Annotated in this window: 17 protein-coding genes and 3 pseudogenes; 4 read left to right on the plus strand and 16 right to left on the minus strand. The window is 68.7% G+C overall.

The window, feature by feature from the left end; translation table 11 throughout:
• Positions 1 to 503: 503 nt before the first annotated feature.
• Complete coding sequence (locus ACFYPS_RS35250) at positions 504 to 3,218, minus strand: transcriptional regulator (RefSeq protein WP_387330579.1); 2,715 nt, start codon at positions 3,216 to 3,218, stop codon at positions 504 to 506.
• Between the two features lie 174 nt (positions 3,219 to 3,392).
• On the opposite strand from ACFYPS_RS35250, the gene ACFYPS_RS35255 reads away from it, so the two are divergent.
• Positions 3,393 to 5,309, plus strand: a complete 1,917-nt coding sequence (locus ACFYPS_RS35255) for a hypothetical protein (protein WP_387330582.1) — start codon at positions 3,393 to 3,395, stop codon at positions 5,307 to 5,309.
• Between the two features lie 76 nt (positions 5,310 to 5,385).
• On the opposite strand, the gene ACFYPS_RS35260 is transcribed toward ACFYPS_RS35255, so the two are convergent.
• From ACFYPS_RS35260 to ACFYPS_RS35305, 10 genes and pseudogenes are all read right to left on the minus strand, one after another.
• Complete coding sequence (locus ACFYPS_RS35260; protein WP_387330585.1) at positions 5,386 to 6,189, minus strand: hypothetical protein; 804 nt, start codon at positions 6,187 to 6,189, stop codon at positions 5,386 to 5,388.
• A 183-nt stretch (positions 6,190 to 6,372) separates the two neighbouring features.
• The gene (locus ACFYPS_RS35265) at positions 6,373 to 7,551 is read right to left on the minus strand and encodes an exo-alpha-sialidase (protein ID WP_387330588.1); all 1,179 of its coding nucleotides are present in this window, start codon (positions 7,549 to 7,551) and stop codon (positions 6,373 to 6,375) included.
• A gap of 446 nt (positions 7,552 to 7,997) precedes the next feature.
• Complete coding sequence (locus tag ACFYPS_RS35270) at positions 7,998 to 8,945, minus strand: hypothetical protein (RefSeq protein WP_387330591.1); 948 nt, start codon at positions 8,943 to 8,945, stop codon at positions 7,998 to 8,000.
• 569 nt (positions 8,946 to 9,514) lie between these two features.
• Positions 9,515 to 9,571, minus strand: a pseudogene (locus ACFYPS_RS35275) (hypothetical protein); the annotation flags it as partial.
• 51 nt (positions 9,572 to 9,622) lie between these two features.
• On the minus strand, positions 9,623 to 10,501 hold the full coding sequence (locus ACFYPS_RS35280) for a dihydrodipicolinate synthase family protein (RefSeq protein WP_387330593.1): 879 nt from the start codon (positions 10,499 to 10,501) through the stop codon (positions 9,623 to 9,625).
• The gene (locus tag ACFYPS_RS35285; RefSeq protein ID WP_387330596.1) at positions 10,498 to 11,520 is read right to left on the minus strand and encodes an exo-alpha-sialidase; all 1,023 of its coding nucleotides are present in this window, start codon (positions 11,518 to 11,520) and stop codon (positions 10,498 to 10,500) included. The genes ACFYPS_RS35280 and ACFYPS_RS35285 overlap by 4 nt, the downstream gene beginning before the upstream one ends.
• The gene (locus ACFYPS_RS35290) at positions 11,520 to 13,046 is read right to left on the minus strand and encodes a tripartite tricarboxylate transporter permease (RefSeq protein ID WP_387330599.1); all 1,527 of its coding nucleotides are present in this window, start codon (positions 13,044 to 13,046) and stop codon (positions 11,520 to 11,522) included. Before ACFYPS_RS35290 ends, ACFYPS_RS35285 begins: the two co-directional genes overlap by 1 nt.
• The gene (locus tag ACFYPS_RS35295) at positions 13,043 to 13,525 is read right to left on the minus strand and encodes a tripartite tricarboxylate transporter TctB family protein (RefSeq protein WP_387330602.1); all 483 of its coding nucleotides are present in this window, start codon (positions 13,523 to 13,525) and stop codon (positions 13,043 to 13,045) included. Before ACFYPS_RS35295 ends, ACFYPS_RS35290 begins: the two co-directional genes overlap by 4 nt.
• Positions 13,522 to 14,490 carry a tripartite tricarboxylate transporter substrate binding protein gene (locus ACFYPS_RS35300; RefSeq protein ID WP_387330605.1) on the minus strand — a complete coding sequence of 323 codons (969 nt, stop codon included), beginning with the start codon at positions 14,488 to 14,490 and terminating at the stop codon, positions 13,522 to 13,524. The genes ACFYPS_RS35295 and ACFYPS_RS35300 overlap by 4 nt, the downstream gene beginning before the upstream one ends.
• Complete coding sequence (locus ACFYPS_RS35305; protein ID WP_387330607.1) at positions 14,490 to 15,146, minus strand: GntR family transcriptional regulator; 657 nt, start codon at positions 15,144 to 15,146, stop codon at positions 14,490 to 14,492. Before ACFYPS_RS35305 ends, ACFYPS_RS35300 begins: the two co-directional genes overlap by 1 nt.
• Positions 15,147 to 15,798: 652 nt before the next feature.
• On the opposite strand from ACFYPS_RS35305, the gene ACFYPS_RS35310 reads away from it, so the two are divergent.
• Entirely contained in the window at positions 15,799 to 15,954 is a 156-nt protein-coding gene (locus ACFYPS_RS35310) for a fructosamine kinase family protein (RefSeq protein WP_387330610.1), read from the plus strand.
• 426 nt (positions 15,955 to 16,380) lie between these two features.
• Here ACFYPS_RS35310 and ACFYPS_RS35315 read toward each other — a convergent pair whose 3' ends face one another.
• Both ACFYPS_RS35315 and ACFYPS_RS35320 read right to left on the minus strand, forming a co-directional pair.
• Complete coding sequence (locus ACFYPS_RS35315) at positions 16,381 to 16,920, minus strand: ISAs1 family transposase (RefSeq protein WP_387330613.1); 540 nt, start codon at positions 16,918 to 16,920, stop codon at positions 16,381 to 16,383.
• A gap of 224 nt (positions 16,921 to 17,144) precedes the next feature.
• Positions 17,145 to 20,042: a M20/M25/M40 family metallo-hydrolase gene (locus tag ACFYPS_RS35320; protein WP_387330616.1), complete on the minus strand. Its 2,898-nt coding sequence runs from the start codon at positions 20,040 to 20,042 to the stop codon at positions 17,145 to 17,147.
• Between the two features lie 530 nt (positions 20,043 to 20,572).
• Here ACFYPS_RS35320 and ACFYPS_RS35325 point away from each other — a divergent pair.
• Positions 20,573 to 21,032 (plus strand): annotated as a pseudogene (locus ACFYPS_RS35325) (site-specific integrase); the annotation flags it as partial.
• A gap of 184 nt (positions 21,033 to 21,216) precedes the next feature.
• Here ACFYPS_RS35325 and ACFYPS_RS35330 read toward each other — a convergent pair.
• Both ACFYPS_RS35330 and amcA read right to left on the minus strand, forming a co-directional pair.
• Positions 21,217 to 21,564 (minus strand): hypothetical protein, encoded by a 348-nt coding sequence (locus tag ACFYPS_RS35330; protein ID WP_387330619.1) that lies wholly within the window; start codon positions 21,562 to 21,564, stop codon positions 21,217 to 21,219.
• Entirely contained in the window at positions 21,561 to 21,725 is a 165-nt protein-coding gene (gene amcA / locus ACFYPS_RS35335; RefSeq protein WP_387330622.1) for a multiple cyclophane-containing RiPP AmcA, read from the minus strand. The genes ACFYPS_RS35330 and amcA overlap by 4 nt, the downstream gene beginning before the upstream one ends.
• A 416-nt stretch (positions 21,726 to 22,141) precedes the next feature.
• On the opposite strand from amcA, the pseudogene ACFYPS_RS35340 reads away from it, so the two are divergent.
• Positions 22,142 to 22,390 (plus strand): annotated as a pseudogene (locus tag ACFYPS_RS35340) (hypothetical protein); the annotation flags it as partial.
• Here ACFYPS_RS35340 and ACFYPS_RS35345 read toward each other — a convergent pair.
• Positions 22,391 to 23,017: IS630 family transposase (locus ACFYPS_RS35345; RefSeq protein WP_387330624.1), on the minus strand; the 627-nt coding region annotated here is incomplete at its 5' end.

Consider the following 23,017-nt stretch of genomic DNA (forward strand, 5'->3'; position numbering starts at 1 on the left):
GGTGGGGACCAGGTGCGCCGACGACCCGAGATCGCCGGCACCAGACACGGTGCCCGACGAGACCGCCGACAGGAAGAGTCTGCGCAGTGAGCGGATGCTGGGGGACGCTGTCTCCTGTCATCAAGGGTCACGTGCGGTTCCGTCGCCGCCTCTTCGGGGTGCTGGTCAGGAAATGCCAGGACGAGCGCAGCGCCGGCAACCAGGAACGATCCGAGCGCCAGGACGGCTCCGGCCGCGAGGCGACCGATGCAGCGGAGGTCGATCGCGGCGGCAGTCGCATGACACCCAGGCCAATGAGGACGAGCACAATCATTCCGGCTGCCTGCCGCGCGAAGGCGGCCAGTATCGAGCTGGTCCGGCCCGACAGCAGGCGGGCGGCGGCCAGCGCGGTGGCGGTTTCGACGGTTTACGGGGGCGGGCCGATGCGCAGGCCGTACGAGGTGCAGCGAACGGACCAGGCGGACGGCGTCGAAACGTGCGCGGGGCGGCCTGGCGGTATACGGTCAGATTTCGTCCAGGCTGTTACGCAGCTGTGTGGCGAGCGCGGTGGTGTCTTCCTGCGGTTCGGCGTCGAGGTCGGCGAGGGCTTTGGTCAGGGCGCGCAGCAGGGTTCGGATGCCGTCGGCGTCGCCGAGGGCGTGTCGGGCGTGCATCGCCTTGATGTAGAGGGCTTCGTTGTAGCGATCGAGTCCGATGGCCTTGTCGAGCAGGTCGGATGCGGCCTCCGGATTGGTGTCGAGAAGGTCGTCGGCCAGCAGGAGGTGGGCTTCGGTGCCCCACCGGCGGACCGTCTCGCGGTGGGGCTGGAGCCACTCGTAGTCCTGGCCGTCCGCGAGGGGTGCGGTGTAGAGGTCGCAGGCGGCGGTGAGGAGTTCGCGGCGGCGCGGCTCGGTGGCGATGGTGGCGCTGCGCATCAGGTCTCGGAGGGTCCACACGTCGACGTCCACGGTGGCGGGGTCGAGCAGGTATCGTCCGGCGGACTTGATGACGTAGCCGTTCTTTGTCTCGGCGGTGCCGGCGCGGCCGAGGACGTGCCGCAGGTTCGAGGCGTTGGTGTGTACGCGCTGGTCGGCTTGGCTGATACGGGCGTCGGGCTCGAGGTACTCGCCGATGTCGCGGGTGCCGGCTCCGTCTGGGTGGACGGCGAGGTAGACCGCCAGTTCCAGGGCTTTGGCTCGGAGCGGCCGGCCTTCGGCGGTGATGCCTTCGATGCGGGGTGTGCCGAGCACGCGCAGCCGCGCCCTTCCCGACAGGGTGTCGGCGGTGGGCTTGACGGCGGTCGGGGTAGGCGGGTCCGTGGCGGTGGGCGTGCGGCTGACGTGCAGGGGCACGATCGTGACCGGTACGGCCGGTGAGGTGATGGCGGGCGGTTCGCCGGTCTGCGCCTCGCGGAGCGTGGCCAGGATCTGGACGGCGACGGCCGGCGCGAGCACCGGAAGTCGCGGCGGCAGCGGTTCGGCGGACTGCCCGGATATGAGCGTGGTGTCTCCGTCCGGGGAGACCTCGACGGTGGGACCGTGGGCCCATTCGCCGAGCAGCAGCGCGGACACGTGCAGACCCTCACCTAATGCGAGGGCAACCTTGGCGCGCATGCGGGCACTGGCGGGTGGGGTCTCGGTGATGAGCATGACTGGCGGTAGCGCTTCCTCGTCGGGCGCTGTTCGCCGCAGCTCGTCCAAGTCGGTCAGGGCGTGCTCATCGAGGATGCGGCTGCGGTGCAGCAGCCGGGACTCGATGACGGTGAGCGAGTCGTTGATGTTGTGGGTCACGTGTAGGCGCGGCCATGCGCTGAGGGTCGCCGCGTCGGGGCCGAGCAGCGTGGTCATGGTGGCGGCGTCGATGACGACCTCGCCGCGGGCGTCGGGGTGGTGCGGGCCGCCGGAGGCGAGCACGGCGACGAGGGCGGCGCGGGCGGCAGCGTGTGCGCCGTCGCCGACGATTCCGGTTCCGCCGGTCGGCAGTGATGTGAGGTCGGGCGTTGGGCCGTCGTCGCTGTTCGCATTCGTAGGCTCGGGGTTGCGGGCGGCGACGGCGCGGCGGACCTGGACCACGGTTGGGGGCAGTTCGGTGGGCGGGTCATCGTCAGGCTCGCCGGTGTATCGACGGCGGCGTTGAAGCCAAACCATCGCGGCGGCGGCGCTGATGGCGGCGGCGAGCGACCAGGGCAGCCATCCTGAGTCCGACAGATGCACAGCCTGGTCGTTTGTGGCCGGTGTAGGACTGTTGGTGACGGGCGGCGGCGTGGCGGGGTTGGCGACCCCGGACGGCGCTGGCGGTGGAACGGACTTGCTTGGGGCTGCGGACCGCGTGGTGGTGGGAGTGGCGGCCGGTGGCTGGGGCGCGGGTGGCGGCACGGCGGGATCGGACGGGTCCGGGGCGGCGCTCGGCGATGCGGGTGGTGTCGCGGGCCGGCCCGACCGGGGCGTGGGGGGCGTGGCTGGTGTGGCGGCTTGTGGTGGGCGGGCGTCGGCAGGTAGGCGGAGCTCCCAGCCGGGGTAGATGAGGTCGCAGTCACGCAGGACACCGCCGACAGGAAAGTGGCGGTGCTTGTTGAGGCGGCAGACCTCCGGCCACCGACCCGCGTCGCCGAGCCACTCCTTTGCGACCTTGGACAAGGTGTCGTGTCGCTCGACCATGTAGAGGTAGCGCTGGTCGGCGACGTGGATGATGGCGGGCCCACGGGCTGCGGCTTGCCGGGGAACGTCGGCGCGCTCGGTCGCGGCGACGGGTGTAGACGGTCGATCCGGATGCGCCGCCGCGTCGAGGGAGCCGGCGGGGGCGACGGCGAGCGCGGCCGTGCCGGCCAGACCGAACACGAGCCGGTGCAGCGGGGCCGGCAGCCGCAGTATGGGGATACGCCACCGTGTCACCGCGGCGAGGATCTCGGCCAGCAGGAGCAGTGTGAACACGCCCCACAGCAGCCACATCGCCCAGAACGCCGCCCCAATGAGGAAGTCCGGGGTGAACCGTCCGCTGGAGCGTTCGAACCACTCCGGGATTTGCGACCAGGCTGGCAGCCGGTGCAGCGGGTTCCCACCCGCGGCCCACAGCAGCGCCGGAACGGTGACCAGGAAGAGGCCGGCGCCGATGACGCCGCGAACAGCCCCTCCTAGTGAGGGCCTCGCGCGGCGCGGCAGCGATTCGTGTGGAAAGCGGACGGTGGCTCGTGCACCGTACTCGGCTAGCCTGTCGCCTTTGCCCCGGCGCGTCTGCGGCACCTGTCCCCCTGTGGTTGATCCCCGATCTTCCAAATACACCAGGGTGAGTGTTTCGACTATCCCGCCGAGAAGGATTCTCACCATCCGCGCACAACGAGTCACGTTCAGCGGATCACGGTTGACACCCGGTCGCCCTCACGGGCGAGACTGCCCCTCATGCCAAGCGGAGGCACCGTGTTGTCGATCGACCTGAGTTCGTCGGCCATCGCGGCCACTGTCAGCCGCCACGGCCTGAAGATCCCCATCCTCATCGACGGTCGCCTCGCCATGCCGCCGGGCGTCGCCATCGGCCCCGCCGGGGAGATCTACGTCGGTCTCGACACCATGGCCGCGATGTCTTTGCCGGTAGACCATCGGTTCGTCGATAACCCAACGGACCTGCTCGGCCGGCCCACCAACGCCGCCGATGAGGCGCAACCCGACCCGGTGGATCTGCTCGCCGCCGTGCTGCGGCACGTCACCCATCACGCTGCCATCCACGTCAACGGGCCGATCACCGCGCTCACCGTGACCGTTCCGCCGAGCTGGGGACCACGCCGCTGCGGACACATCAGCGAGGCAGCAACCCGTGCGGGATTTCCACCTCCCGCCCTGGTCACCGCACCCGCCGCCCTCGCCGCCTACGCCACGACGCTCGGCCTCACCGTGCCGGAAAGCTCCTGCCTGCTCGTATGTCAGGCAGACCGCGAACCGGCGACCCTCACCGTCCTACAGACCGTCGCCGACGGCTACCGCGAACTCGCGACACAGCAGATCAATCTCGTCCAAAGCCTCGACCACCTCATCGCCCAACGCGTCGTCCAGACGGCAACCGCCGACAGCGACCCGCTCCGAGCGGTGACGACTGCGCCCGGTAACGACGACGCAGACGCCGGACGTGCCCTCCTGGAATCTGTCCGGACCGCCAGGGGTCTGCTCGCGACCCAAGACCAAGCGCCGATCCTGCTGCCCGCACCCCGCCAACCCGCCGTCATCACTCGCGATGACGTCACGGTCGCCGCACAGCCCCTCCTCGACCAGATACCCGACGCAGTCGACGGACTCCTCGACGCGGCCGACGTCGACAAAACGCACCTCGCGGACGTCGTTCTCAGGCCAGCCCTCGGTGTGCCCGCGATGGCCGACCGACTCACTGCAGCCGCCGGCATCACCCCCACCCTCATCGACCACACCCACGCCCTCGCTGATGGGGCCCTCTCGCTCACCACCACCCACCAACCCGGCTCGGCAGTCGCCGCACGGCTACCCCGCGTCCGCCTACGTGTCGGCGACCTCACCGGCGCCCTGCTCCTCGGTGCCTGTTCCCTGGCCCTGCTCCTGCAAGCCGTACTCACCGCCTACGTCTCCACCTACAGCACCTGGGTCGTCGGCGTTCGCACCTCGCTACCGCAAATCGGCGCCGCCGGCGCACTCGTCATGCTCACCGCATTCGCCGTGGCGCACCTGCCACCCACCACCTGGCTCGCCAGAACACCCGCCGCAACACCCGAGCCCACAACAGGCAGTCTCATCCGACGGGGATACCTGACGGCCGCCGTCGGCGGCGCCATCACCGCCGCGCTCTACGGCCTCGCCACCGGCACCGCCGTCAGATTCGACTACACCCCCTACCTGAAATGGACCCTCGGCGCCGCCGTACCGCTGGCTGCCTGCGCCGCCCTCATCGCGGCCACCGCACCCCGAATTTCCGCCGACGACCTGCCCGCCTGGCTCGCCATGACCCGCCCCGCAATCACCCACGCGATCACCGCCACCGCGGGCATCTACCTCATGCGCGCCGCACTCACCCTCACGACACCCATCTCCACGAACAACATCGCCGGCATCGCCGGCAGCATCGGCGCAGCCCTCGTCGGCATAGCCACCGCCCTAACGATGAGCCGCAGCCGCACGATCCGCGCCATCACCGCACCCGGCCTCGCCATCGGCTACGCCCTCGTATTCACCATCGACACCACCAGTGCCCTCATCGTCGGCTACCTCGCCGCCCTCACCTGGTGGGGCATCCGACTCACCGCACACACCCTGCGGCTCGCCTTCGCCCAGCCCAAAACAGCGCTGCACCGTCCCACCAACACGCCAAGCGCCTGAACGACAGAGCTTGTTTCTTGCTGACGTAGCGGCCTAGCTGCGTCTAGGCCCCGGCCTCTTTAGCCGCCGGGAACGATCATCCGCGCACGGTCGGGCAGCGAGGTCGGCACCCGACGCCGGCCGGTGGCCGGGTCGGCGGCGACCAGCTCACGGCCGTCCCCGATCCAGCGTCGCGGGAGGACCTCGACGCCGACGGGACCGAGGGATTTTCACCCTCGCCGCCCCGGGGCACCACGAGGTCGGTCCGGCCGGCCGGTCGGCCGGACCGCAGATCGACCCCGACCAACGTCATCGGGGGCACCGTCAGCGCCCCCTCCGGCTTGCCGGTCGGGACCCTCCTCCCGCCGGCCGACAAGAGTCCACACCGCCGGCGACTCGCTGCCGCCGCGCACGAGCGGGGCGAGCGCGTTGCGGACGTCGCCGGAGCCCACCTGTTGGGTGGTGGCCAGCGACACCGAGCGGGCGGTGCGGCCGTCGACGCCTGAATTGCGATGGTGAGCTGGCGGCGCGGCCGGGCTTTCGGGCCGACGTTGAACTCCGCGGTGGCCAGTTCACGCCCGTGCAGGAATGCCAGCATCCGGCGGCCTGGCGTCCCGCGTAACGCGAGTGGGCGCAGCTCTCCGCCGGGCAGGGTGAACGCTGCGTACGCCTCGCCGGCGCCGCAGGGTTGCCCGAGCAGCAACGCCCGTCCGTCGGTCGACCACTGCCGCAACTCGTACCCGGGCGGGACGGCCCTCTCGGTGACCCCGGTGAGGTCGCGGATCCACCACTGCCCGTCTCGGCGCTGGGCGAACCACCGCCCGTCCGGGGAGAGCGCCTGACTGATCTCGCCCATGGTGGCCGCCAGGCCGACGCCGAATTGTTCACCGGAGGCGGTCACCAGGTACATCGACCGTCGAGGCGGCACGGCAGCGCGCCGATCAGGGCTTTTCGGGGCCGGGATCTGGGCAGCCGGGTCTTCTTGGACCAGCCGCGAATGGTGGTCTCGCGTCAGTTTGGGCCTCGTCTTGAACCTGGCGGCACGGACGCCACGATCGTGTCGTGGCGTCCGTACTCGCAGCGGTCAGCGTGGGGAGTAGTGGCAGGCGGAAGGCTGCTTCAGTTTCCCGTTCCGGAGCTCGACGGGGACGGGCAGCGGGTTGGAGGGCAGGTCAGCGCCGGCGCGCACGAACTCCTCGTTGAAGACGAGGTGTCGCATGGACTCACGTCGGTGCGTGTAGGCGAGGTGGATCATGCCGTCGCCGGTCTGCATCAGATAGGGGTATGAGAACTCGGCACCGGGCTCGGACTCGACGTCGACGTGGCTCGTCCAGGTCTTGCCCTGGTCGGTGGAGAGGGAGAGCCGCAGGACGTTCCTACCCGAGGTGATCGGGTTGTGCGCCAGCACGAGGTTGCCGTCGGCGAGCTTGATCAGGGCCACCCGGGCGTTGTTGTTCGGCAGTCCCGTCGACTCGGCCGCGGTCCAGGTGCGGCCGTAGTCGAACGACTCGGTCTTGTAGATGGCCTGGTCGCGGGTGCGGAGGTAGGCCAGCAGGTGCCCAGGTTCGAGTTCGACGGTGGCCGGCTGGATCGCCCCCTTCGGCGAGGTGGGCCATTCCGCGTCGTTGTCGGACGGGTGCGGCACCCAGGTGGAGTAGTTGTCGCTGGGGATGTACCAGCCGGACGCCCATCGCGTTTCGCTGTAGATGGGGACGAGGACTTCTCCGTTGGACATGCGGAACGGTTGGGTGCCGAAGAGCCAGCCCCACTCCTCGCGGATCTGTTCCGGCGCGCTCCATGTGCGGCCGTTGTCAGTTGAGCGGATGAGGCGGAGGTCGGCTTCTGTCCAGCCACCCCCACGAATCGTGGAGAAGAACAGGTAGGTGGTGTCGTCATCGGCCCACAGCACGGCGTTTCCGTCTGGCTGGCCGGGCTCGTCGAAGATCACCCTCGGTTCGGTCCAGGTTTTGGATCCGACCGGGAGTCGGCTCAGGTAGGTGGCCACGTCGTCGGCGCCCTCACGGGTGCCGGCGTAGAACGAGTAGAGGAGGTCACCGTTGGGTGCCTTCTCGATGGACGCGACGTGGACGCCGGGGTAGTCCGGGTCTTGCGGGTGGATGTCCTGGCGGCAGGCGTAGGCACGAAAAGCGTCGCTGTGTCCGGGCGGTTCCGCGGCGCGGGCGACTCCGGCTACCGGTAGCGCCAGCACGGCGGCGAGGCCGGGAACCAGCACTCGGCGCAGCGTGGTCAGGTGTACGAACACGATCTCTCCTCTGGTCCAATTTGGTGGTACGGGCGGTGGGCAGTCCATGACCATCCAGGTGGCGCCCGTGCCCGTGTTCGTGCCCGTCCCCTGCGCCAACTCGGGTGCAAAGCCCTCCCCCAAATCCGCGTGATCAGTTCCGCGTCGGGCCACCCTGCGGTCGAGACCGGCTACCGGTTGCAAACCGGTCTCGCAGCTCGGACATCGGCGGCAGGTCACCGACGGTGCGGGCAGAGCCCGCGGCCTGGCTCACTGCCCGCCAATCCGTGCGGGCGTTCGCTCCACAACGGAGACGAATATCCGCTCCGTTAACTGTCTACTGTTAACAGTAGGTTGCCAGCGGCTCGCCTCGATGTCAACGGCCTCGATTCCGCACGGCGCGCACCCGGTCGCCGCATCTCCCCCGCACCGCGGCGCATCCACCCCTGCGGCTCGTTCAGTGGTGGTCAGGATCCTGGCCAGGGCCCGGCGGCGGCGTCGGTCGTGGCGACGCCGCCGCCGGACGGTTCAGCTCGTCCGAGGCGGACTTCTCCGCAGATGTGGACCATCACCCTGAGGGCCTCGAACGTGGCGGCCTTGGCAAGCAGGGACCGGTCCGCGTCGTCCGGACCGTCGACGTAGGCGCCGTTGAGGTGATTTGCGTCCGTCGCCAGTTCGAGCGCCGTGCCGCGGCCGAGGTCGACGTGCAGCGCGCCGGCCATGATGAAGACCCGCGACCGCACGATCTCGCCGGGCTTCGACACCCCGCTGAGCGTTTCGCCGCCGAGGGGGAAGTACATCGGCGGCTGGCCGTCGGACTCCGCACGCCACGGGACGTCGTGCAGGGTCGTGGCCGGATCGAGTCCCATCGCTGTCCGGATGTGGTTGGTGACAAGCGAGTCGACGGCCGTCCCCTCGTCGACCTCGTTGAAGTGCGGCAGCGGCGCGCCAGCGTACGGCTCCCGCTTGCCGTCGCGGCCGAGCAGCGGTGGACGCTCGGCGTTGTTGAGCAGGCCCTCGGCGAGGTCGCCGGCCGGCACAGTGTCCTTTAGGCCCTGCTGGTACTGGATTCCCACGGCGTCCAGGCCGAAGTCGTCCGAGATCCGCAGTGCCGCGATGTACATGCGGAACTGGCTCAGCAACTGCGCGTCGGTGAGTTCAGTCGCCTCCTCGGTGCCGGTGTGGAAGGTCACCCCGGCGGCGTACAGCCCGTCATGCACGGCCTGCGCCTCGTCGTCGCCGACCCGGGCCATCTCCGCGACCAGCGCGCTGTGCGAGAGCCGCTCCTTGTAGATGCCCAGGGGGTTGAGCAGCTCGTCGTCGATGATGGCGTTGTACATGCCCATGCAGCCCTCGTCGAAGACGCAGATGATCACCTTCTCCCGCCTGAACTGGGCGGCGACGGCTCGGCCCAATTCCACCTCCGGGGCGGCCGGCAGCGCGGGCCGGTCCCGGACGTGGCTCTAGTCGTGGGTGAGCGTTCCCGTCTCCAGCCAGGTCCGCAGACCCCGCAGCGCCCATTCGTCGGTGAAGTCCTCACTTCAGAGGATGGAGTGAGGAACACCCGCCTTGGTCAGGCTGGCCGTGAGGCCGACCAGGCCGACCAGGCCGGGGAACTGGCCGCTCCAGTTCGCCACGACGAAGATCGGGCCGCGATGCGACGCAGCCCGGCCAGGACGTGGTGGCTGTACAGCCACACCGCCTCCGCGAGGAAACCCGGCGCCTCCGGCGGGACCGTCCGGAATACCTCGAATGCCCTGTTGCTGGCTGACGATGAATCCGTGCCCGGCTTCGCCGTCGACCCCGGGTGGGCGCGCCTCGTGCACCAGCCCAGCGAGGCGACAGCCTTCTCCAGGTCGGCTTCGAACTGCTGCTGCATTGGCCAGCAGGTGACGTTCGCGCTGACCCGGAGGTCACCGCTGACGACGGTGTGGACGACGCCGGGTTCGGCGCTGGGTTCGGCGCTGGGTTCGGCGCTGGGTTCGGCGCTGGGTTCGGCGCTGGGTTCGGCGCTGGGTTCGGCGCTGGGCTCCTCGGCCAGGACGGGAAGGCGGTAGTTGTCAGGGGCGACTCGTTGGAAGGGCGGGTGGGGTCAGAGGAGGTCGGCGATGTCGGCCTCGAGCGTGCGGCGTTCCTCCGGGGGGATGCGGTCGAGCGGGGCGCGCAGCCCGCTGGCGGGGATGCCGCGCAGTTCGAGGACCGCTTTCAGGTGGGCGAGGTTGCCCTGCCCGGTGGCGGCGACGGCCCGGCGCGCGCGCTCGCGCGCGACCGCCAGCGCCGCCGCATCGCCGGCGCGCAGGGCGTTTCGTACCTCGAGGAAGGGTGCCGGCAGCGCGGAGCTGACGCCGGAGACCACGCCTGCCGCGCCCAGGTTGACCACCTCGGCGAACTCCGCGTCGGCACCGGAGTAGACCGGGATCGGCCGGCCGTCGAGCGCGGCGAGGTACCGACCGACGACGGCGCCGCCCGCACCGCTGATCTTCACTCCGGCGAGGCCCGTGTCGACCAGCCGGGCGAGCAGGGTGGGCGTCACCGACGTGGTCGTCCGGGCCTCGAAAAGGTACCCGTAGACGGGGATGCCGGCGGCCCGCGCGACCAGGGTCTCGTAATAGGACAGCAGGGCCGACTCGGTGGCGGCGTAGTAGTGCGGTGTCAGCGCCGCGAGGCGGTGGGCGCCGCGGTCCACCGCGGCCCGGGTGAGGCTGGCCGCCTGGTACCGGGACGCCGCACCGACGTGCCAGTAGGTCCGGTCGAGACCGAAGGCGTCACCGGCGGCGGCGCAGACGGCTAGGCGCTCGTCATCGCTGAGAGTGGTGAACTCACCCGTCGTTCCGGCGACGAAGATGCCGTCCAGGGGCGCCTCGGCCAGTTGTGCGTAGGCCGCCTTGGTCGCGCCGAGGTCGAGGGCACCGTCCTGGTCGAAGAGGGTCGGCACGGCGGTGATCAGCTTGGCGTCGGGGTAGGCGCTCATGAGTTGCTCCGGTTCGAAGGGGTGAGAAGGGCGAGCGCGATCCCGCGGCGCTGCCAGGTGTAGGTGACGGCGAGTCCGTCGCGGGTCCGGACGAGGCACGGGTAGGAGAATTCGTTGGCACCGGTGGTGACGACGCCCGAGTCGGCCGGCTGGTAGGCCTCGTCACCGGCGCCGCCCCGCGATTCCTCAAGGGTTGCCCAGGGCTCCCAGGTGGCACCGTCGTCGGTCGACCGCGAGATCAGCAGCGGCGCACGCGACGCCCAGTCGCCACTGGTCGGGTTGTGCGCCAGGTACACCGCGTCGTCGACGGTGCAGATGCTGATGCCGGAGTTGTTGTTGGCGATGCTGCTCAGCACTCCGGCCGACCATGTCTCACCGTCGTCGTCACTGAAGGAGAAGACGAGACGGCCGGCCGTGCTCCGGGCGAGGAGGCGGATCTGCCCCGTGGAGGTCTGCCACAGTGCGGGTTGGATGGTCCCAGCGCCCGAGAACGTGTCGCGGTCGATAACGATGTCATCAGTACGGCGCCACGACCGGCCGTCGTCGTCGCTGATCTCGACGAAGGAGTCCCACCGGGGCCCCGCTGCCCACGTCTCGGTGGATGCGCCGGCGAGCAGCCGGCCGGACGGCAGGCGAACGGGTGGCGTGCGTACCGGTCCGCGTCCGCCCGGCGCGTTGGGCCGGAGCGGGTGCGGCACCGACCACGTCCGGCCGGCGTCCACCGAGGTGGTGTGGAACGTCCGCCACGCCGAGATGGTCTTCCCCACCTTGAAGAAGAGGCGCAGCGCGCCGGATTCCTGTCGATGGAAGACCGGGTTCCAGCACGGCGTCAAGTCGCCGCTGACGACGCGGGGTGGGGCCCAGTCGCCGCCGGCCCCGGTGCTGAGCCAGATCTGCGAGTTCGCCGCTCCTTCGTGGTCGCCCTGGAACCAGGCGACCACGAAGGAGCCGGTCATCTGGCAGAGCGTGCTGCCGTGACACTGGCCGGGCACGTCCCGCACCACGAAGTGCTTCTCCATCAACTGCCGACTCCGGCCGCCTGTCGCGGTTCCGGCGTACCCGGCGGGGACGGGCGGTTACGGGCCTTCATCCCGGAGCGGATACGGGGCACGGCGATGGCCAGGACCGCGGCGACGATGAGGAAGACGGCGATCGGACTGGTGTAGATCGTCTCGAGACCGCCGAGCTCCATGGAGCGACGGAAGTTGCGCTCGGCCAAGGGGCCGAGGATCAGGCCGAGCACGATCGGTCCGGCGGGAATACCGAACCTACGGAACAGCAGGCCGATGACGCCGAAGAGGAGCATGAGGCCGACGTCGAAGACGCTGTTGTTGACCGCGTACGTGCCGACGATGCAGAAGGTCACCACGACGACCCACAGGAAACGGGTGGGTAGCTCGAGCAGCTTGGCTACTCCGCGCATCCGAAGAAGGCTGAGGCCCAGGGTCAGCAGCGTCGCGAAGATCAGGATACCCGAAATCGAGTACACCAGGTCCGGGTGCTGCGAAAAGAGGCTGGGACCGGGCTGGATGCCCCAGATGATCATCGAGCCGAGCATGACGGCCATCACGGAGTCCCCTGGCACGCCGAGGGCGAGCGTGGTCAGGACGGATCCGCCCACGCCGGCGTTCGACGACGAGTCCGCCGCGGTCAGCCCTTCCAGTGAACCCTTGCCGAAGAGTTCGGGTTCCTTGGAGACCCGCCGCGCCTGGTCCCATGCGACGATGCCGCCGATGTCGCCGCCCGCCGCCGGCAGGATGCCGACGACGGTGCCGACGGCCGAGCCCACGGCGACGGGCTTGATCATGGCACGGTTCTCGGCCTTGTTCGGCCACCAGCGGCCGAAGCTGCGCACCGCCTCCTGCTGGGCGTGCCCGCGTTCGACCATCTGGCTGAACACCTCGGTGATGCCGAACAGGCCGATGATGACCGCGATGAAGGGAATGCCCTCCACGAGTTGCGGGATGCCGAAGGTGAAGCGGTCGGAGCCGTCCAGGGGATCGCGGCCGATGGCGCCGAGGGCGAGGCCGAACATGCCCGCGATGAGACCTTTGACGATCTTGCCGCCCGAGACCTCGATCATCATGGTCAGCCCGAAGACCACGAGAGCGAACATCTCCGGCGATCCGAACTCGAGCGCCAGGTTGCTGAGCGGGACGGCCGCGGCCATCAAGACCGCGATGCCCACCAGGCCGCCGATCGCGGAGGCGTACGCCGACGCGGTGAGCGCGAGGCCGGCCTTGCCCTGGCGGGCGAGCGCGTAGCCGTCGAACGTGGTCGCGATGGAGGCGGGCGTACCGGGGGTGTTGATGAGGATCGCCGGGATACGGTCGCCGAACTGCGCGGCGACGAGGATGGTCAGGAGAACCGCCAGTCCGGGCAGCGGCTCCATGGTCAGGGTGAAGGCGCTGGCCAGGGCGACCGCCATGGTGGCGCTGATGCCGGGAAAGGCGCCGACGAGCATGCCGATGGCGGCACCGGCGAGGATGCACAGTGCGATCTGGAGGGTGAAGAGGGCGCCGAAACCTTCGAGGAGAGCGTTCATACCGGGACTCTCAGGAGGAGCGCGAACAGGACGTAGAGCACCACCGTGATACCGGCGGGAAATAGAATCAGTTCCTTGATGCCGCGGCCGCCCGCGATCCGCGTCAGCGCGGCCACGAAGACCATCCCGGACACCAGGAAGTGGATGTAGTACCAGAGCGCGCCGAAGGCGAGGGTGGCCAGGACGAAGCCGGCAACCCGCAGCACGCCGACTCGCGTGGCCGGCTCGGCGTCGTCACGCTTCGGCGTGGAGATGAACGCGGTGACGATCTGCAGGGCCGACATGCCGATGATCCCGATGCCCAACGTCTCGGGCCAGATGCGGGGACTAACCGCGAGCGCGCGGTCGGGCAGCTCGATCGAGCGGGCGAGGACCAGGATCACGACGCCCAGCGTCAGGAAGGCCGCTCCCAGTGCTGCCTCGCGCCACGGCGAGGCAGCACTGTGGTCACCCTCGGGGGTCGGGTGAGACGCGCTCATTTCTGGTAGATCTCGCCGAAGCGCTGAAATTCCGATTGGGCGAACGCGGTGGCTTCGTCGGGCGAGGTGGCCATGGCGGTGTTGCCCGCCTTGGTCATGACGTCGGTGAAGGTCACCGAGGACGCCGCCTTGTGCACGGCGTCGGCGAGCCGCTGCTTGACCTCGGACGGCAGGTTCGCGGGGGCGCCCATGAGGCCCCAACCACCCATGACCAGGTCGACGCCGAGTTCCTTCGCGGTCGGGACGTCGGGCAGGGAGGAAACACGCTCGGGGGCCATCACGGCGAGGACCCGCAGCCGGCCGTCCTTGGCTGCCGCGCCGGACTCGCTCACACCCGCCATGACGGCCTTGACCTCGCCGGACACGCCGGCCGCCACGGCCGGTGCGCCGCCGTCGTACGGAACGGGCTTGAAAGTCACCCCGGCCGCCTCCCCGAGGGCGAGGGTCGCTGCCTCCCAGATCGCGCCGGCTCCGGAGTTCGAGACGGTGATCGTCTCGGGGGCGGCCTTGGCCGCGCCCAGGAACTCCGCGAACGTTTTGTAGGGGCTCTCCGCCGGGACCGAAAGGGTCGCGGGCGCGTTCATGACCTGGCCGAGGATGGTGTACTGGTCGGGCTTGATGTCGGCGCCCTGGTGCCCGAGCATCGCCACCTCGACCGGGATGAAACCGATGCTGTAGCCGTCCGCCGGCCGGTCCTTGAGGTAGGTGAGGCCGACACGGCCACCGCCGCCCGCGCGGTTCTCCACCACGATCGACTTCCCGAGGTCGGACTCCAACTCCTTGGCGAGCGTCCGGGCGGTCAGGTCCGACCCGCCTCCCGCACCGGCGTGGACCACCAGGGTGAGGTCCTTCTCGGGGTAGTTGGCGGACGACGCCTCTCCCCCGCCGCCACGGTTGGCGCACGAGGTCACTGCGAGACTTGCGGCGACGGCCAGGGCGGCTATCGCGATCCTTCTTGATCTCATCAGTCGGTCTCTTTCTGCAGGGGTGGTGGGGGTACCGCGGACTGCAGCCGCGAACAGGTCGTCTGCAGGTGACGGTGCAGCTCGACCTTGACTTCGGCGACCTTGCCCGCGGCGATCAGCCCGGCGAGGTCGCGGTGTTCCCGCGCCGACGGTGCGAGGTCGTCCATGCGCTTACCGGAGGCGTACAGCAGGCCCTCGATCGTGGGACGGAACTGGTTCCACAGGACGCCGAGTCGGGTCAGACCGGCGGCGTGGAAGAAGGCGCTGTGGAAGCGGATGTCCGCCGCCGTGAAGTCGGTCGAACTGCGGTTGGCGACTGCCGCATCCATGTCGGCGAGTGCCGCTTCCAGATCGCGGGCGAGGTCATCTCGCCTGGCGGCGATGGCACGCTCAACCGCAAGCAGCTCGAAGGACTCTCGGAGCGCCATCAGCTCGTCGATGTCAGCCGCGGTGAGCGAGCGGGTGGCGACGTTCCGGCCGGTGCCGGCGACCAGTCCCTCCGCGCGCAGGATCTTGATGGCGTCCCTGACCGGGCCCCGGCTGACCCGGAACGACTCAGCCAACTCCTCCTCGACGAGACGCGTGCCTGCGGCTAGCTCGCCCATGATGATGCGGCGGCGCAGCTCGCTGGCAAGCCTCTCCCCGAGCGACTCCACACTGATGGGACTGACGTTCAGCACTTGACCTCCCGAAAACTGTTAACAGTTAACACTTGGTTTGAATGACGGTCAACGGTTGACAAGGACAGAGTCTCCCTGGAGTTCCGCCGGCGCTCGGCGAGGCGGCGGGAATCCAGACGCATCTCCCCCACCAGCCCGCCGGAAGCTCCCGCCAAGCCGCCAATCCTTGGGGCTTGCGGGAGGATCTGGCCTGCATGGAGTCCCGACCGAGAAGGAGAATCCCTCGATCAGCGGTGTCCTACGCCCGCATGGTGAAGAGGCCGATGGTGCTCGACCGGTTCGTCAAGGACGACCGGTGGACGAACGTGTTGCAGGTCGAGGCGTACGCGCACGTCCGGGCGCAGCGATGGGAACCACTCGCCGATCCCGCCGGCTCACTCCGATGGGAGGTGAGAGAGGGTGGTCAGGCGGCGGGCCCACCCCTTACCGGCCGGGAGCGGGGAAGGCGGTCTCCGCATTCTCAACACCGCGCGCCCGCAGGTCGTGCTGGAGATCGCCTGGCACCGGACCACCCCCCTCGTCGTGTTCCACGAGCGAATAGCCGGCATCGCCCAGCGCTGCTCCATCCGCGTGCGCGCGACGAGCACCTCGCCGGTACCGGCCGGCACCTCGCCACGTGACCTCGGCCGTGGTAGGAACGTTTCGTTGGCCACCCCGCTACGGAGACCACCATGGCCCGCTGCCGGACCGGCCGGCGTGCCTGACGCACGGCGACCTGTGGGCACAGAACATCCTGGCCACTCCGGACGGGCAGCCCGCGCTGATCGACCCGGCCGTGTCGTAGATGTGGGCCGAGGTCGACCTCGCTCATGTGTGGTCCACCTCGCCCCCGCCGGAGGCGCGACGGATGTTCGAGGTCTAAGCGGACCTGACCTCGCTCGACGACGACTGGCGGGCCCGCATGCCGATTGTCCAGCTGCGGCAACACCTCGCCGTGCTGGCCCAGTTCGACAACGGATCCGCAGGGCCTGGGCGGCGTGCGGGAACTCGATCCCGGTGGAGATCGTCAGGATCTTGCAGGTGCGGATCTCGCGGCGGCCGTGGCCGCGGCCGGTGTCGCGGGTGGCGTCAGGGACTGCCCGCCAGGGCAGGCCGGCGAGTTGGGCGTGCAGGCTGGGTTGGTTGCCTTTTTGACGGTCAGGATCCAGTGGGCGCCGTTCGGCCGGGTAGGCGACGTGGTCGCGTTGGCAGTGCAGCGCGTCGACGGTGATCACGGTGTCGCAGAGGTCGCTAGTTGGTCGAGCAGCGGTGCGAAGCGGGTGATTTCGTTGGTCTTGCCGTCCACGTCGGTGCTGGCCAGGACCACTCCGGTGGCCTGGTCGCAGGCGGCGAGGACGTGCCGGGCCGCAAGGTTGGTGGTGCGGGAGCCGCGTAGCGTCTTACCGTCCACGGCGATCGCCCGCCGCTGGGCCGCTGTCGCCACGGTCCTGATGGAGAGCCAGCTGCTGATGGCGGCGGTGAGCAGATCCGGGTCCAGAGCCTGCAACAACCGGCGGATCATCGCCTCGGACGGGCGCCGGTCCGGGGTGATGCCCAATGCGAGAGCGGTCGCGGCCGGCACGTCAGCGATCCATTCGGCGATCGCGGCGTACGAGCGGTAGCCGGCCACCACGGCACACACGGCAGCAGTGACGACGACCGTCAGGCGGTGCCGTACCCCGCGGCGGGCGCGGGGATCCGGCAGACCCGCCAACGCCGCAGGCAGCCCGGCGGCGGCTTCGGGCACGGTGACAGCCGGTGCGTCGGACAAGGACGAGATCAGCGATGATGGCAGCGCGGGCATGACTCACTTCGGACGATCAATAAGGCGTAGGAACCTCGATGATCATCTGAAGCGGTCATGCCCGCTCTGCTACCACCAGCACGGGCGCGTCTACACCAACCACATCAGGCCGGGCACCCTCACGACTTTGCCGAGGCCCTGCACCGCGCATGCCCTCTCGTGCGCGGTGCAGAACGTCCGGTTCACACGCGTCACACGAGGGAGATCGACCGCACCTGGGTGTTGCCCTTGGTTTCGACGTATACCTTGTAATCGCCGACGGTGTAAGTGCCAGCAGCGTTGTTGTCGATGGTGAACGTGGCCGTCACAGGAGACTCGCTGCCGTCGATGTGGGTCTGCTTCACCGTGACGGTCAACTCGTTCTTGTTGCCCTTCAACTTCTTCACCACCGCCGACGGCTTTGCATCGATGACCGCGTTGGCGACTGTCACGTAGACCGCGTCGGGCGAAGAGAACTCCGCGTTCTTCTGCCCATCACCGAAGGTGAAAAAGCCCCGTTGTTCGATGGCCCCGCGACCGGGGAACGGATCAGGGTTTGAAGCCAAGTACGTCGGATTGACCGTGTACAGGTCCGTCTTGGAATCCGCGAGGATGCCCTGCACCCCGGTGTACGGGGCATCGGTGATCGCAAGGTTGACCGACAGGTAGATGGCGTCGGGGTTGTTGGCCGAGATGCGCGAGGAGAAGTACTTGTCCGCACTCTGCCCCGCAGGAACGGCCAGCGGCACGACCGCGTCGCCGACGAGAATGTTGAACTGGAAGTCGCCGTAGCCGCCGGCGACGAACTTCGCCCAAGCCGCGTCCGACATGTGGTCGGGGCGCTCCACCTTGAACTCCAGACGCATCGGCGCGACGTACGTGTTGTTCAGGTACTCGGTATCGGTCAGGGGCAAGTAGACCCCTCCCGGGGCGTGCCCCAGTGCGAAAGCCGACGCCGTCGGGGCCGAGTTGCCGCGCCCGTTCCACATCGGGATGTTGAACGAGGTGGCGCCGAGCAGGGCCTGGGTGCCCAACTGGCTCGTGCCGACAGCGGCCGACGCGTCCTTGTAGGTTCCGATCGTGACGTCGAGCAGGTCGAGGTCCGCCCGGTCGGCGTTCAGCCCCGGGATGCTTGCCGACATGAACTTGGCACCGGCGGGCCCGGAGTAACGGGCCATCTCCAGCATGCCATCGGCCATGATCTTGGTCATCTGCACTGCCGAGTCGACCTTCATCCGCTCGTTGGCCGTGTGCCACCAGCGCTCGTTACCCGGGATGACGGCGCCGAAGGCGGTCATCTTATTGCGGAAGCTGCTGGCCAGGGTGCCACCGGTCGTGCCCTGCGGATAGACCACGTCCCTGAGGGAATATGGATCCGCGAACTCACCCGGGTTGCGGTCGATCGAGGCTTGGTAGCTCCCGAACTGAAGAGCCGTCAGCGGGTTGTCGTGAGTGACGTACAACCCGGCGCCGACGGGCGAGCCGAGGTTGCCGATGGTGAACCCCTTCGCCTGGAAGGCGGCCGTAACCGCCGCCGTTGCCTGGCCGGAGTCAGCCGCGGTGACGTGCATGCTGCGCACATACATCGGCATGCTGAGGCTGCCGGAGGCGTCCGTGTAAAAGCTCGTCGGGGTCTCTGAATTGATGCCTCCCATGAGGGCAAAGGTCAGGTTCGGCGTGCCGTTGCTCGGGTTGCGCAACAGGCTCGCCGGGATGCCCATGTACTTGCCGATATAGGCTTCGCCTTCGACACCGTCGCGGAAGAACAGGTCGGCGATGCCGTCGGCGGCTTTCTTCAATTGCATGTCGGCGGCCGTGGTTCCCAATGCGCCGAGTCCCTTGGAGAGGAGGAACATTCCCCACACGATGGCATTCTTGCCGTACTGCGGGGTCGGCATCTCCATCGCCACATCGGTGTTGATCTCCAGCGTGAGCGAGTCGCCGGTGATCGTGGTCTGCACCTTGGGCGTGGTGCGGGGAGCAGCCGGGAGCCAACCCTTCGTGGTCGCGGCAGCGGTGATCGCCGACACGAATCGGTCGCGCTCGGCGGAGCCGGCCCCCGCCACGTCAAGGGTGAAGGTGGCCCGCGAGGCGATCTGCGTGGTGCTGCCGTAGGCGATGTCCTTGAGCGTCGGGTCGCCTTCGCGCTGGGTGACACCGGCTGTGGCATTCGTCAGCCGGAAGGCCTTGGTGCTGTCTGCGGACAAGCTCATCGACACCGACGGGGTCACCGATCCGGAGTTGCCGACGATGACCGGGAACCGCGAGTCGGAGGTGTAGCCCGCGATCGGGGTCTCCTCCCGGTTGAGGTTCTTGTAGGCCCAGTTGTCGTAGAAGCTCGGGTTCGAGTTGTACGGGATGGACTGGAAGGTGGCGGTGTTCGTCGTCGAGGGCGTGCCGGGACCGCCGTCTTCGTAGATTCCCATGACGATGCGGATGCGTCGGTCGAGGGGCAACCCCGCCTCGAGCAGCGCCTTGGCCGCGAGCAGCGTCGCCAGCGTCGGGCCGCTGTCGTCCTGCAGGCCCGCCCCGTAGACCCAGCCGTCCTGGACATAGGGCGAGTGGTACGCACCAGGAGTGCCGAGGTTGCCATCGGCGTCCCGCCAGCGCGCCAGCTGGGCCGGCGAAACGGAAGCCGTCGGCGAGTCGAGGTGGCTCAACGCCATGACCATCTCCGGGGCGTCCGGGTCACCGATCTCTGCGTAGACGTACTTGTCGGGCTGGCGTTGGACGACCACCGGGAAACCCAGGTCGGTGGCCAGCTTGACCACCCAGGCGAGCTTGGCGACCTTGCGGTCGTACTCGTTCTGGTTGGTTTCGGTGTTGCTGACCGGGAAGGGGTACGCCGTCGCGGCCGTGCCGCCTCGGGAGATGGAGTCGTAGCTCGACCCGTCCAGCATCGCCCCGATCAGACTGAGCGGGTCGTAGGTGCCGTCCCCCGCCCGCGCGCTGTTGACGCGTCCAGCCAACGCCTCGACTTCCGCGTGGATCGCGTCGCGCTCGGCGTCGGTCACCGACAGATCGTAGGTGGCGCTCGGCTGGAAGGGCTCCTCGCCGAAGCTGGTCGCGGACGCGTTAGACGCCACACCCATGGACAGGAGCAGTGACATGCCAAGTGTCAGTGCAAGGGGTTTCTTCCGCATCACCGTGATCTCCCCGAATGGTCAGACCCAAAATACATCGGATGAATTTCGTTGTACGCGAGACCCTTTCAGGCGTTTCCCAGCTTGTCAATGAACCTTTCGGAGTAACGGTTCGTGGCGCTGCGTGAGCAGGTGGTGCGGTGCGGTCGTGTTCGAAGTGGAGGGCGACGAGCACGGCGGACACGAACATCGATACTTTTCAAGGGGTAGCTGAACATGGAGATTGCTCGATGTCTTTTCATCGAAAGTCATCAAAGGGGCCACCCTCATGCCCCCATCGATGTTTTTCGGGGGGCCACCTCATTCATTCAGGAGCCTCACAATAGAGGGCCGCCTCTTTTCTCGATGGCCCCCCATGAATCGGGGCGGTCTCTTGACGGCTGCACCGAGCAGACAGCCACCGCGCGCCTCATTGCGCGGCCCTGTAGTCAACGCTGCGGGCCGACCGTCGCCCGACACACCCGCAGCCACCGATCGGCGTACCGCTTGCCTCCGATATGGAAGTGCGAGCCGGCCGGGAACGTCCCTACCGGGCGCGGGTTCGGTGGGTCGACCCGACGACCAAGCGCCGCCCGTCCAAGTCAACATCGATGGCGACACCGGAAGAGGCGCAAGCGTGGATCGACGCAATGGTCAGCTCGGCGCATGAAGACGCCGACCCGGCGGCCGCGACAACGCGACTGGCCGAGTACGGCGAGAGCGTGAGGACGCTGGCGCTGCGCGACCTGGAGCGGAAGACGTTAGACCCGCACCTCGCTGGTTGGCGTAAGCGGATGGTGCCGGCCCTCGGCCACATTCCGATGCGACGTGACGATATTCGCCGCGTGCACGGCCGCGCGGATCGGCGAGGTTTTCGGCGTCGGCGCCGAGGACATCGACCGGGAAACGTGGATGTGGACCGTCCGCCGGCAAACCACGCCCGGCCCCGGTGGCCTAATCGACAAGGGCACCAAGGGCTGCATCTCCGACGCGTTGGCTGGCCCCCGCGTGTCGGCGGGTTACTTCTTCTTGTTTCAGTAGTCCCAGCCTGGCCGGCTGCTACGCAAAACCAGGATTTAGAAGCTGAACGTCTGCACGACCAGGGTGTGGAGGCTACTGGTGATCGCCGGATGGCCGGTCGCATTGATGACAACGATGCCGTTCACGGTGACGGCTCCCCGGCCGGCGTGCCTTCCACAGTGGTGACGTGGTAGGCGTGGGTGTGCCGGGCGGGCCAGCCGAGGAACCGGTGGAACATGTCCGCGGCGCTGCCCGTCACGCTCGGGTTGAGCCGGTGCAAATCGTCGATCGCCTCGTGCAGGCACGCAGCCAGATAGAGGAACAGGCTCACCGGCGCGTCCTGGTACTCGGCCAACAGCGCGAGCTTCGCCGCGCCGCAGGGCCATGGCTGTCCGCACCGGCGGCACAGCCACAGCGGACGCATCGGCAGGTGCTCCACCCCGGCAAGCGCGCTCGGGTGCGCTGCGAGACGGCGCCGTGGCCCGGTCACCGGCGGCCGCCCTCGCGGGCTTGCTGGTCGAACAGCCGACGCCACACGTGGGTGAGCAGCGGCGGATCAGCGGGCTGCACCGGCCACTGCGAGGACGCCCGCCCGGGCTCGGGGCGCCGGGACTGGTCGGCCATCACGTTACGCGAGACGTACACCGTCACGCCGATGCCCCTTCCGGGACGATGAGCGGTGAGCTCGCCGGGAAGGGGCGAGCCCACCGCCGCACCTCGGCGGCCGGGGGCAACCGCCAATCACCCACACACGCAGCCCTTATGGCGGTACGCAGGCGGGGCATCAACCACACGCGTGCTTGGGCGGGCTGGGGCGGCACCGGCCGAAGCACCAAGGCGAACTCCAGACCCCCAGCGACTGCGTCGTTCATCCCGAGCTCCCTGGCGTGAGGCTGCGATTGCGTGCCGGCCGCCTACTCGCCGAGAGCGGCGGACCAGCCCAATCAGGTTCGCTCGGTGAGCGCGGCAAGGGGAATGTCCTGTCGGTGCACTCGCGGTGCACCTGCAAGCACGCCAAGTGCCGTTACGATCATCCGGCCGACTGTCCCCCTTTGAGAGGACGTGCGATGGCCGCGGTGACGACCTGGACCGGCCAAGAAGCGAGCGCGCTGCGTCAGGCGTTGCGGATGAGCGTTACCGGCTTCGCCGAGCACCTCGGCGCGGCACGGCGAACGGTGGCCAAGTGGAGCAGCCAAGGCAACAAGGTCCGTCTGCGTGCCGATATGCAGGCAGCTCTCGACACAGTGCTGGCGCGGGCCACCCCGGACGCCCGCGAGCGCTTCGAAGCACTGGTGAAAGCGGGTACCAGCGGTGCACTAGTGTCCTGCGCCGGAAATTCGCCTACAAAATCGGGCGAGTGATTCGAGGATCTCTTCTGCGGTCTTGGTCCAGATGAACGGTCGCGGATCGTTGTTCCAGGTGGCGATCCAGGAGCGGATGTCGGCTTCGAGTGCTTGGGCGCTCTTGTGGGTGCCGCGGCGGATCTTCTGGTCGGTGAGGAAGCCGAACCAGCGTTCGACCTGGTTGATCCAGGACGAGCCGGTCGGGGTGAAGTGCATGTGGAAGCGTGGGTGTTTCGCGAGCCAGGCCCTGACGGCGGGGGTTTTGTGGGTGCCGTAGTTGTCGCAGACGAGGTGCACGTCGAGGTCGGCCGGGACGGTCTTGTCGATGGTGATCAGGAATTTTTTGAACTCGATCGCGCGGTGCTGGCGGTGCAGTTCGCTGATGACGGTGCCGTCGGCGATGTCGAACGCGGCGAACAGGCTGGTGATGCCGTTGCGGTGGTAGTCGTGGGTTCGCCGTTCGGGCATGCCCGGCATCATCGGCAGGACCGGTTGCGAGCGGTTAAGTGAAGTGATCTCAACAAGATTCGGGTAGGTAGCGGTACTCGAAGTGCGTGAGATGAAGTGCGGCGCGGACGGTCGCGCCCATTCTGCCGGGGC

It is taken from the genome of Micromonospora sp. NPDC005087 (assembly GCF_042872965.1).
Taxonomy (GTDB): Bacteria; Actinomycetota; Actinomycetes; order Mycobacteriales; family Micromonosporaceae; genus Micromonospora.